This is a genomic window from Dyadobacter fermentans DSM 18053, from assembly GCF_000023125.1.
GTDB classification, from domain to species: Bacteria; Bacteroidota; Bacteroidia; order Cytophagales; family Spirosomataceae; genus Dyadobacter; species Dyadobacter fermentans.
The window spans coordinates 5,592,033-5,603,824 of record NC_013037.1 but is presented as its reverse complement, the minus strand read 5'-3'; the positions used below and the strand labels follow the sequence as shown (position 1 = coordinate 5,603,824).

10 protein-coding genes are annotated in these 11,792 nt (G+C 48.2%); 5 read left to right on the top strand and 5 right to left on the bottom strand.

What is annotated here, in order from left to right:
- The first annotated feature begins 35 nt into the window (after positions 1-35).
- Positions 36-1,481 carry an efflux transporter outer membrane subunit gene (locus DFER_RS23120; protein ID WP_015814082.1) on the top strand — a complete coding sequence of 482 codons (1,446 nt, stop codon included), beginning with the start codon at positions 36-38 and terminating at the stop codon, positions 1,479-1,481.
- A gap of 49 nt (positions 1,482-1,530) precedes the next feature.
- On the opposite strand, the gene DFER_RS23115 is transcribed toward DFER_RS23120, so the two are convergent.
- The 3 genes from DFER_RS23115 to DFER_RS23105 all read right to left on the bottom strand — a co-directional run bounded on the left by DFER_RS23115 (position 1,531) and on the right by DFER_RS23105 (position 5,006).
- Entirely contained in the window at positions 1,531-2,751 is a 1,221-nt protein-coding gene (locus DFER_RS23115) for a hypothetical protein (protein WP_143828789.1), read from the bottom strand.
- Positions 2,752-3,021: 270 nt separating this feature from the next.
- Complete coding sequence (locus DFER_RS23110; RefSeq protein WP_187293401.1) at positions 3,022-4,041, bottom strand: DsbA family protein; 1,020 nt, start codon at positions 4,039-4,041, stop codon at positions 3,022-3,024.
- Between the two features lie 11 nt (positions 4,042-4,052).
- A complete protein-coding gene (locus DFER_RS23105) occupies positions 4,053-5,006 on the bottom strand; it encodes a hypothetical protein (protein WP_041735455.1) in 954 nt (317 codons plus the stop codon).
- A gap of 172 nt (positions 5,007-5,178) precedes the next feature.
- Here DFER_RS23105 and DFER_RS23100 point away from each other — a divergent pair, with 172 nt between their 5' ends.
- Positions 5,179-5,418, top strand: a complete 240-nt coding sequence (locus DFER_RS23100) for a helix-turn-helix transcriptional regulator (protein WP_041735453.1) — start codon at positions 5,179-5,181, stop codon at positions 5,416-5,418.
- A 130-nt stretch (positions 5,419-5,548) separates the two neighbouring features.
- Complete coding sequence (locus tag DFER_RS23095) at positions 5,549-5,935, top strand: hypothetical protein (RefSeq protein WP_015814077.1); 387 nt, start codon at positions 5,549-5,551, stop codon at positions 5,933-5,935.
- Positions 5,936-5,984: 49 nt separating this feature from the next.
- On the opposite strand, the gene DFER_RS23090 is transcribed toward DFER_RS23095, so the two are convergent.
- Both DFER_RS23090 and bamJ read right to left on the bottom strand, forming a co-directional pair.
- Positions 5,985-8,114, bottom strand: a complete 2,130-nt coding sequence (locus tag DFER_RS23090) for a carboxy terminal-processing peptidase (RefSeq protein ID WP_015814076.1) — start codon at positions 8,112-8,114, stop codon at positions 5,985-5,987.
- Positions 8,115-8,125: 11 nt separating this feature from the next.
- The gene (gene bamJ, locus DFER_RS23085) at positions 8,126-8,905 is read right to left on the bottom strand and encodes a BamJ family beta-barrel-assembly machinery protein (RefSeq protein ID WP_015814075.1); all 780 of its coding nucleotides are present in this window, start codon (positions 8,903-8,905) and stop codon (positions 8,126-8,128) included.
- 289 nt (positions 8,906-9,194) lie between these two features.
- Here bamJ and atpA point away from each other — a divergent pair, with 289 nt between their 5' ends.
- Together atpA and atpG are read left to right on the top strand one after the other, a co-directional pair.
- The gene (gene atpA / locus DFER_RS23080; RefSeq protein ID WP_015814074.1) at positions 9,195-10,772 is read left to right on the top strand and encodes a F0F1 ATP synthase subunit alpha; all 1,578 of its coding nucleotides are present in this window, start codon (positions 9,195-9,197) and stop codon (positions 10,770-10,772) included.
- A 90-nt stretch (positions 10,773-10,862) separates the two neighbouring features.
- Positions 10,863-11,747 carry an ATP synthase F1 subunit gamma gene (gene atpG, locus DFER_RS23075; protein WP_015814073.1) on the top strand — a complete coding sequence of 295 codons (885 nt, stop codon included), beginning with the start codon at positions 10,863-10,865 and terminating at the stop codon, positions 11,745-11,747.
- The last annotated feature ends 45 nt before the right edge of the window (positions 11,748-11,792 follow it).

Sequence of the window (11,792 nt, the reverse complement as noted above, 5' to 3'; positions counted from 1 at the left end):
GTGCTCCGCGGCCATTCAAATCACATTCAATATTGATGAAAAGAAATTTCAAGCATATATACGGTTTGCTATTCCCTGCAATCCTGATCACCGTATCGGGTTGTAAACTGACGCAACCCGTCGAGCAGCGCGCACAGATCAAAACACCGGAAACCTTCGCGGGGCAGGCCGATTCCACGGGCGTTGCTTCGCTGCAATGGAAAACGTTCTTCAACGACCAGCACCTGGTCGCGTTGATCGACACCGCTTTGCAGAACAACCTCGACCTCAAAATGGCCGTCCAGCGCATTGAAATGGCCAGAACCAACATCATGATCGCCCACGGCGCAATGCTACCCTCCGTGACCGGCGATGTGTCGGGCGGCGGTCGCAAGTTCGGGGATTACACGATGGACGGCGTAGGTAACTATGATACCAACTTCTCCAGCAATCTCGACGACGACCGGCGTCTCCCCGCCCCTTTCCTGCCCGATTACTTCCTGGGGTTGAGAAGTTCGTGGGAAATTGATATTTGGGGTAAACTCAAAAACCAGAAGAAAGCTGCATACACGCGTTTCCTGGCAAGCGAAAAAGGCCGCCAGGCGATCGTAACCGGCCTGATAGCTGAAATCGCACGTTCCTACTACGAATTGCTGGCGCTGGACACCGAATTGGACATCATTCAGAAGAACATCGACTTGCAGGAATCGGCGGTAGAAACGATCAAAATCCAGAAGGAAGCCGGCCGCGCCAACGAACTCGGCGTGCAGCAGCTTACGGCACAGTTACTCAACACGCGCAGCCTGGAATACGAAGTGCGCCAGCAGGTGGTTGAAATCGAAAACAATGTAAACCTGCTCGCAGGCCGTTTCCCGCAGCCTGTTACGAGAAGCAGCGCTATGGGGCAGGCCGTTCCACAGTCGATCAGCGCTGGTGTACCGGCGCAAATGCTGCGCAGAAGACCAGACATCCAGCAGGCCCAGCTGGAACTGCTCGCGAACTATTCCGAACAGCAAGCCGCTCAGTTGGCGCTGCTCCCGTCGCTGAACATTACGGCTTTTCTGGGTTTCAATGCATTTAAAAGTAACCTGCTCTTCTCGTCGGGATCTCTCGCGTACAGCGCCCTCGGCGGCCTCACCGCCCCGCTGATCAACCGGAAGGCATTAAAAGCCGGACAAAAACGCGCCGAAGCCGCCAGCCTGGAAGCGCTTTACGCCTATAACAAATCCGTTCTGACTGGTTTCAGCGAGGTAAGCACGAGCCTGAAAAAGCTGGAAAACACCCGCGAAATCGGCGAGCTCAAAAGACAGGAAGTGGAAGTACTCCAACAAGCCGTCGCCACGTCACAAGACCTGTTCCTGACCGGCTATGCTTCCTACCTCGAAGTAATCACCGCCCAACGCGGCGTGTTGCAGGAAGAGCTGAACCTCACGAATGTTCAGAAGGAACAATTTCTGGCATTGGTCGAGCTGTACCGGGCTTTGGGAGGTGGCTGGGAATAACATCTCCGTATTTACACCAGGAAGAACCACCTCTTCCTGGTGTTATACCTCACCTGATTTCCACCACACGCTCAAATGGCTCGCTTTTATACTCCTCCCTTGTTTCGGGGTTTGTAACGACTACACGCATCCGGTATTTCCCGGGCGGGCAGTTTAGGTAAGCTTGATCTTCCAATTGCTCTTCAACCCCTTCCTGATACTTAACTAAATTTCTCACTCCAATATACTTTCGCGAAACGTAGCCAGGCTGTGTAATCGACTCCATCTCTACATCGAACCAGAGTATTGAAGTTTTTCGATTCGCGAAACCCCACATCATATACCCAGCAGCTCTTTCCTTTTCGAAAGTCAATGGTTTATCGCGGTATAAAAAAACATCTGAATACTCGTGATGCTTAATATCAGCCCCCTCAAACATCATGATAAATGGCTGTTGAGGTGTTTTAGTCACCGCAAATCGGTAATTCTGAAAAGTTCTCGCACCATCATAATAGGATGCCAATTTCCCGTTTGTGAGCACTTGCAGCGTATAGTACCCTGCCCTGATGCTCCGGTCAGGGTGCAGTGTCACACTTTGTCCGAACGGGTCATATCCTGTCAGTTTTGTTTGGTACGTTTTCCCATCGGCATCGGTAAGGGTGATGGCCAGATTGCTGCTTTCATACAAATTAAATCCGGTGATCTTAACTGGCGCTCCATTAATCGAACGCTCCAACAAATAACCGGTCCACGTCAGTCGGATAGACCCTTTATCTAAAATAAGTGGTTTTGAAGCGGTTGCCATTCGGCCATTTTGCTTATGGAAAGAGATGTTGTACGGTCCGGGTACAATACGGGATCGGAGGGGTATGCTTACATTGAATTTTTCGTCAGATGGACCATCACTAAATGCAATCTGACAACTATTGATGACAATTTCGGGAGCAGACAGATCAAGCTGATGCTTCAAATGCAGTTCGCCGGGGGATCCATCGAAAAAATTTTTCATTTTAATAGAAAATGATTCGTCACCAGCAATCGGACATTTATTTCCCTTGTATTCATCTGCAAGCTCGATCGACAAGGGCGCTTTACGATTAAATTGAAACCCGTATCTAACGGTATCCGGTGGGAGTGCAGCATTCTGCCGGGTTACTAGCTCTGCTCCCTTTGTCAACTTAATCCTCGTGTACAACAATGGGTGATTTATCTCATCGGGTAATTCCACGATAATCATTCTTTTTATTTGATCGACGACGACTTCCTCTTTATCGATTCCCACAACTTCCATTTCCAGGATACGTGGCTTGTCGTCCGGAAGAACATTTTTTCTATCGCAAGCACTGCAGAGTGCGAAACACCATAGCAGAATTCGCATCAACAAAAACCAACACCTATCGATTGTCAAAGAACTCATACACTTTACTTGCTAAGTTTGACAAACTTCTTATTCAAAAATAAATCCCCAATCTTAGCTCTGCATATATAGGTTCCTGATGACAGGCCCGTCAGGTTAAAAGGATATTTGGCGCTTGGAGGGGGTTGGGAGTAAAATCAGTTCCTAATTACCTGGATTGGGCGTTTCCTTGAACAAGTCGTCAAGAAAGCGTCCAATCGCTTTATCTGTCAGCGGCCCATGATAAACGCGATGATCAATTAGCACAGTTGGCGTCACTTCAATTCCCACCTGGCGTAAACGATTCATATCTGTCTCAATTATCTTATGCTGATCTCTTGATTCGAGGCAGGATTTGCATTCCTCTCTATTTAACTCAAATTGCGCAATCAGAGAATCGATATTAAAATCATAACCCTTTTGACCATACAAATACCCGTAAACTTCCCAAAATTTCTGCTGCTTGGCTGCGCATTCCGCGAAAAGGATTGGTGGCGTTACACTGGATGACAGGCTAATTGCCTCAAATCGTACGTGGTCACTGTAACGTTCAAATAATTTACTTAATTCCGGATATGCCTCACGACAAACCGGACAATCAAAATCAGATACAATGGTGACGGAGTGCAGAGCTTTCAGATTTCCACGTGCGTGCGATGTTACGTTGGTCAAATCTACCTGCGGTGGCTGTGGCCTGCTTAGCAATATCCTTGCGCGGTATTTAACCCGAAGCTCATCGACGAGCCGGATTCTCAGGAATTTCTGATAGCTATTATTCAGTATTTCAGCACCTGCCGGAGTATCCAAAGGGTGTAATTTGAAAGGATTCCGCTCGTCAACCACACCGCCTTGCAGCGCATTATCCCGGATGTATTTCAACTTTGTTTCTTGCATACTTATTCGCCGCATTTCCATTGAGAGTAATGAATCGACGGAGATGCGGCGGCTTCCTGCTTCGATTTTTAAAACTTTAAGATTAATTAATTCATTCGCCGCAATAATCCTTGTCTCGGATATTGCAAATAAGTATTCATATAGAGAATTGGTAATCATCCCGTCCACCTCATCCAGGTAAATGCGCTCGCCCTCCACCTCGCCAGCAATCTGCCTGTTGTTCGATCGTTCACATCCACTCACGTAGATACAAAAGCACGCCAAACAAATGTAGCACATGTCAAATTTCATGACTTGCATTCTTACCTGACCCTCCTGAGGTTAAAGGTTGTATTTCCGGGATCATTCGTTCTATCAACTCCGTAACCCTGTACATGTGAATCACCCGTAACTGCATTTGTCACCCAGTCTACCGAATAAAGTTGATTAGAATTATTACTATTTTCATCATCCGTCTTTAATTGTCCAATGCCAGCGGCACCTCCTAAAACCGGAGATGAAAATGTACCCAGAACGCCATAACTGAAACCCATGTCCGGAAATTGAGAATCCTGGTTCTGCCCGGGTGTGTTTTTCCCGGATATGGCCCAGAATTGCAGATTAGTACCATTTTTATTAATGAGGTTGGGATTAAAGTCTCCATCGGCCAAGACATTCTTATTGTTGTTATCCTCGTTGTCTATGTATACATTCCAAACCCTCGGCTCCATGTAAATCGTTTTATTGTTGCCTAACCTTAACAACAAATACTCGGTCGGCGCATTGAATGTCATAAACCGGAAGGCTGCACCATAAACCACGCAGAATGTATGCCATGTGTTACCATTGCCGTCTATTGACCACGAACCCGTCCAGCCCGTGCTCAACGTGTTTCCACTATCCTGGTTATCCATAAAAAACTTCACCCGCTCCGATCCCACCTGGCACGCGTCCACAGCAGGAATTACACCCACCGGGTAGCCTTCCGAAAGGTTCCTAGCGACTTTGTACCTTAATTCGAATGATTTCTGATAGGATAACAGCTTACTTCGCACTTCTTCCATCATTTCAGCTGATGCGCTTGTCTCTTCTTCATTAAAATATCCACGCTCAACTTTTTGGCACCCTTCGATATAGGATGTCTCGATCTTTTCGATAGATGATGCTGGCAACAGATTATTCACCGCATCGTCCTTCGTCATGCATGAAATGGGAATTGCAACAGTCATCAGAGCAATGCCCATGAACCGTCGAAACTGGGAAGTTAGGGTCAGCATGTTTTGAAGTGATTTAAATTATATGGCACAAAAAGACTGACTTTAGGGCATTTCGAAGAATCTAAACAGTTGTAAAGTACTCCTTGTCAGGTTGTATTTTACAACTTGACCGGGGCATTGATTTCTTTTACTTTGCATTGATATATCGCACACTTAACATACACCCTTCACCATGCCAACAGGATTTAACGAGAAGATCAGGGCTATCCGAATGATGAGAGGAATAAAACAAAGTGAAATTGCCCGACTTCTGAATGTAAAGCAGCAGTCCATCAGCAAAATCGAGAATGGAAAAATACGAATAGATAAAACAGTTGCAGATAAGATCGCCAGGTACTTCGGGTTCGATGATCAATTCGAAATGGAGGCCTTTCACGAGAGGCACATTAGCAAAAACAAGGTCCCTGAATGAATGAGTATAAGCAGTGAGCCGCCTTCTGATAATCAAAATAACTCCAATGCTCATTGCCAACTATTTAATTCAAATGAATATGCAACTTGGCAAGGTTGTTCATTCTTGATTACTTCCCTACAATATTTTTATGGTGCCTAAAACCAAATCTGGCTGGCTTATCTGCATCATTTTCTTACTTGCACTTGGAACATGGCTCGCTATATCACAATCCCCGCCTGCCCACACAGGGCTGTCTGCGCATATCATTGTCATCAACAAACTCCTCTTCCATCTCAGGCAGGAATGCATCCAGGGAGACATTGATAAAGCCCTAAACACGATGGAGGATGTGAAACAGGAATGGCAATATCTGGACATGGTCATGCACAACGAAAAGGACTTTCCATCGGATAGTCTTAAAAAATTGGACTCCCTAATCAGCATGCCGGCATTTAAAGCCGGGTCGAAACAGCATTTAGCCATGGTTCTTCAAGAAATAAACATCGTGAACCGGAAGCTTGATCAGATTGATTAAACAAAAAAGGGTACCCGGCTGGATACCCCTTGTACATTATTTGTGTTTGTTACTGCTTCTTCTTAGTCCCCGCCAGGCTAGGCTCCTTCGAGATCACAATCAGATCCGCCAAAATCCGGCCGGTTTCAGTGAGGTAAATATCCTTTTTCTTCTTCACGTCTTTCGGCGCTTCGGCTACTTTTGAATCGGTTTCTTCCTCTTCGTCGCCGTCCACGTTATCCTCGCCGAGCTGCTTCATTGCTGCGCGCTTCTTCTCAGCTTCTTCACGCTCCGCTTTCCGTTTGGATTCTTGCAAGGACACGATTTTGTTCTCACGTGCCTGTTTGAAATCGTCGAGTGTTTTAACCAGCGTTTTCAGTTCCTCGTCGGTTCTGAGGCGGTGCTTGTGTTTGTCGCGGATTTGATCCACGATTTTGGGATTGATATTCGTTGCCACTTCGTAGCGCGACGAAGGAATCTGATCCCAGGGCAGTGCGCTTGGCTGCGAGCCTTCGCCGTATTCATTTACTTTGAATGCAGTGGGCAGTTCCAGGTCCGGCATGACGCCTTTCAGCTGCGTACTGCTGCCATTAATGCGGTAGAACTTCGCTACGGTCAGTTTCACCTGGCCTAGTTGATCTTGCTCTTTCGGCACCCATTGGTTCAGGTCGATCAGTGTTTGAACGGTTCCTTTGCCGTAGGTTTGCTCACCTACGATAAGGCCGCGTTTGTAATCCTGGATCGCGGCAGCGAAGATTTCAGATGCCGATGCGCTGAAACGGTTTACCATCACAGCCAGCGGGCCGTCGTAGGCAATGCTCGGGTCGTTGTCCGATTGCACTTCGATCTCTCCCTGACTTTCTTTCACCTGAACCACCGGTCCGCGGTTGATGAACAAGCCTGTGAGCGAAACGGCCTCCGTAAGCGAGCCGCCTCCATTGTTACGCAGGTCAATCACGACCCCGTCCACATTCGACGCCTGCAATTCAGTGATCAGTTTCTGCACGTCTCGGGTAGTGCTTGAAAACTCCTTCTCGCGATGCTGCGCCCCCTCGAAATCGCGGTAGAACAATGGGATGTCAATCACCCCGATTTTGTAAGCCTTGTTTCCGCTGTTGATAGATACAATCTCGCTCTTCGCGCGCTGTTCTTCCAGCTTAATCTTCTCGCGAACGAGACGGTATTCTTTGGGGGGCGAACCTGGCAATGCATCGGCAGAAATGATCTGCAAACGTACCACGGTCGATTTTGGGCCCTTAATCAGCTTCACGGCGTCGTCCACAAACCAGCCGACAATATCGACGAACTTGCCTTCATCGCCCTGCGCCACAGCCACGATTTTATCTTCTTTTTTCAGCTGTTTTCCTTTGAATGCCGGTCCGCCAGGGATTACCTCTACGATTTTGATATAATTATCTTCCTCACGAAGTAATGCACCGATGCCTTCCAGCGACTGGCTCATTTCCTGTTTGAAACGATCGGCCGAAGTTGGCGCCATGTAGCTCGTATGCGGGTCGAGCGACTCGGCATATGCGTTCATGAACATCTGGAATACCTGCTCGGTGCGAATGCGTCCCAATGCACGGTCGCGGGTTTTATAACGGTCGCGGAGCGTGGTTACTACCGCAGTGTCCGCTTTGCCCGACAGTTTGAGGTCTAATGCCTCGCTTTTCAGGTACTTCCGCCAGGTGTCGTTCAGCTCGTCGGTGTTTTTAGCCCAGGCCGCCTTTTCGCGGTCGGTGTTCATCGACTCATCCTCGCTGAAGTCGAATGGCTTCGTGTCTTTCAGCAACGTCTGGATGTACTCACTTCTCTCCTTGTAGCGCTTTCTGAACACGTTATAGATCTGAAAAGGGACATCGAGTTCTCTTTTCTGCAAATAATCATCGAAAGAGTTCTTATACTGCTCGAATTCCGCGATATCGCTAGCCAGGTAATAAAGCTTTCCGTGGTCTATCGCATCAAGGTACTTATCAAACATGGCTGCCGACAGTGAGTCATTCAGCTTCGTCTTTCTATAATGATAGCTGGATAAGATCCTCGTTGTCAGCTCCTCCGCTTTGTATTGCGCTGGAATCGGCTTGATATCTTCATCCATGGAAGCGGCCGCTGGTGCCATTGCCCCCACTCGTTCCTGAACAGGGCCCCGCTGCCAACCCAGCAACACAACCGGAATAAGAGTGATAAGATACTTTTTCATTTGCTCGCTTGCTATTTTACGATTTCCAATAATTCAACCTCAAATACGAGGGCTGAATAAGCCGGTATCTGAGGTCCTGCCGCACGCTCACCGTAAGCCAGCTGATATGGAATAAAAAGCTTCCATTTCGATCCGACAGGCATTAACTGAAGCGCTTCGGTCCATCCTTTGATCACACCATTGACCGGGAACTCAACCGGCTCGCCTCTGTCGACCGAGCTGTCAAAAACCGTTCCATTGGTCAATGTGCCGTGGTAGTGTGTTTTTACTTTGTCTGTTGCCGCCGGCTTGGGACCGTCGCCAGTTTTGATAATCTGATATTGCAGACCGCTTTCGGTGGTCACTACACCTTCCTTCTTCTTGTTTTCTTCCAAAAACTTTTCCCCTTCCTTACGTACTACTGCGCCCTTCTCCTCCATCATTTTCGTGAAGTAGCCCTGGATGAACATATTGGCTTCATCCGACGTAAATGCGGTTTTTTCACCTTTCAGGGCCGCTTTTACCGTCTGGGTAAGCAGGTCGGCGTTCAGGTCGGTAATTCCTTGTGATGCTATTGAATTGGCGAAGCTTACCCCTATTGCTGCTGACAAAGAGTCGGCCGATGTTTTTAATGTTGCAGGGGCTGCCGTTGTTTTCGCTGGTGATGCCGCTGACTTCGCCGGTGTTGCCGCTGATTTCTTTACAGTTGCGGCGGGTTTAGTTGTTTTCTTGATAGTCTGTGCGTTGCCTTCCGCGATTGCCAATACTCCAAAAGCCAGGGCTGCTAAAATGGTTTTTTCTAATTTGTACATTGTACTGATGGACGGTCGAAAAGATTAAAATTTAATATATAAGTGTCATTAACGAATTCAATTACAACAAAAACACAATCAGTACCTAAAAAAGTTTTAAAAATGTTATTAGAAGCTGATAAACGGTAAATTTGCGTCCAGCGAAGCCCTTCCGCCCTTATCCTTGGAAAAATCTAATTTTATATCACAGATTTTGGTCAAATCATTCTGTTTTTACCAGAATAAAACTCTACCTTTGCGGCAGTTTTCAGAAAACTTACTACTATACTCTAAATAAGTCAATTATACTATGGTATCTGTTAGACCGGATGAAGTTTCGGCCATCCTGCGCGAACAACTTGCAGGCGCTAGATCAGAAGCAGAACTCGAAGAAGTAGGAACAGTCCTTCAAGTTGGTGACGGTGTTGCCCGCATTTATGGTCTTTCCCAGGTACAAGCAGGTGAGCTGCTTGTTTTCGAGAATGGCCTTAAAGCCCTCGCTTTGAACCTCGAAGAGGACAATGTGGGTGCCGTATTGCTGGGGGATTTCAGTGACATCAAAGAAGGTGCTACTGTAAAACGTACCAAAGAAATCGCTTCCGTGAAAGTAGGTGACGGAATCATCGGCCGTGTGGTGAACACGCTGGCTGAGCCGATCGACGGAAACGGACCTATCGTTGGCGAAACTTTTGAGATGCCTATCGAGCGCAAAGCGCCGGGGGTAATCTACCGCCAGCCGGTAACCGAGCCGCTTCAAACCGGTATCAAGGCGATCGACGCGATGATCCCCATCGGACGCGGACAGCGCGAGCTGATCATCGGTGACCGCCAGACAGGTAAAACTGCGGTGGCGATCGATACAATCATTAACCAAAGGGAGTTTTACGAAAAAGGAGAGCCCGTATTCTGTATCTACGTTGCCTGCGGCCAGAAAGCTTCGACTATCAAGTCGATCGAAGCTACCCTCCGCAAATACGGCGCGATGGACTACACCGTGATCGTGGCTGCCGGTGCGTCCGATCCTTCTCCCATGCAATTCTACGCTCCGTTTACAGGCGCTGCGATTGGTGAGTACTTCCGTGACACCGGCCGTCCCGCACTCGTGATCTACGATGACCTTTCAAAACAAGCGGTATCTTACCGCGAGGTGTCCCTGCTCCTCCGTCGTCCTCCGGGCCGCGAAGCTTACCCAGGTGACGTATTCTACCTCCACAGCCGTCTTTTGGAACGTGCTGCGAAAGTAATCGCTGACGACAGCATCGCTGCGAACATGAACGACCTTCCGCCTTCATTGAAAGGTAAAGTAAAAGGTGGTGGTTCACTCACAGCCCTTCCGATCATCGAAACACAGGCGGGTGACGTTTCGGCTTATATTCCTACGAACGTAATCTCGATCACCGACGGCCAGATCTTCCTCGAATCCAACCTGTTCAACTCGGGTATCCGTCCTGCGATCAACGTAGGTATCTCGGTATCACGTGTGGGTGGTAACGCGCAGATCAAATCGATGAAGAAAGTTTCGGGTACCCTGAAACTGGATCAGGCGCAGTTCCGCGAGCTCGAAGCATTCGCGAAATTCGGCTCCGACCTCGATGCCGCTACCAAGCTGGCGATCGACCGGGGACGCCGCAACCAGGAAGTTTTGAAACAAGCACAATACGCGCCGGTTCCTGTTGAATTGCAGGTAGCAACCGTTTACGCATCCACCAAAGGTTTGCTGGATACCGTAGACGTGGCCCGTGTGAAAGAATTCGAAAAGGATTTCACCACCGTATTGGCTAGCCAGAATAAAGAAGCGCTCGCTGCTTTGCGTGCCGGAAAACTGGACAACAGCGTAACAGACGTTATCGAGAAAGTAGCTAAGGAAGTTGCTGTAAAATATCGTTAACACCGGTAAAAATGCCGGAGCGTCACCCGTTCCGGCATTTTCCTAGTACACATATAATAGGATCACCGGATCGCTTAAAACACCCAGAAAATGGCCAGCTTAAAAGAAGTACGTAACCGTATCGTTTCGGTTAATTCCACACAGCAAATCACCAAAGCCATGAAAATGGTGGCGGCAGCCAAGCTGCGTCGTGCACAGGACAGCATTCTGCAAATGCGCCCTTACGCACAGAAGCTTGGTGAAATGCTTCTGACAGTTTCGTCAGGATCGGAAAGCGCTGCCGATAGCCCGTTGAAAGCCGTTCGCGCGGTGGAAAAGGTGCTCATCGTAGTTGTAACTTCCGACCGTGGATTGTGCGGAGCATTCAATACCAACATTATTAAAGCTACAATCCAGCTCATCGAGTCGAAATATGCGGCTCAGGCGGCAAAAGGGAATGTAGAGATTTTTGCTATCGGTAAAAAGGGCGCTGAGTCGCTCATTCGCCGCGGCTTCACTGTAAACACGGCTTACACCGACCTCTTCGGCCGTTTGAGCTTTGTGAATGCGAAGAATGCTGCCGAGGAGATCATGAGGGATTTCTCGGAAGGCCGTTACGACAAAGTGGATATCGTGTACAACGAATTTAAAAACGTAGCCACGCAAATCATCCACACCGACCCGTACCTTCCGATTGTAGCTGAAAACCAATCGACCAAGTCGAAGAAGACCGAGGTTAACTATATTTTCGAACCGGACGAGGATGAAATCCTTGCCGAGCTGATTCCAAAATCTTTGAAAATCCAGTTGTACCGCGCCGTTCTCGAATCCAATGCATCGGAGCAGGGAGCGCGTATGACCGCGATGGACAAGGCAACGGAAAACGCCCAGGAGCTTTTGAAAGACCTGCGCCTGGTGTACAACCGTACCCGCCAGGCTGCGATTACGAAGGAAATCCTCGAAATCGTAGGCGGTGCCGAAGCATTGAAAAACTAAGATTACCTCAATACCATTCCAAACGGCCGGATTGCAACAATCCGG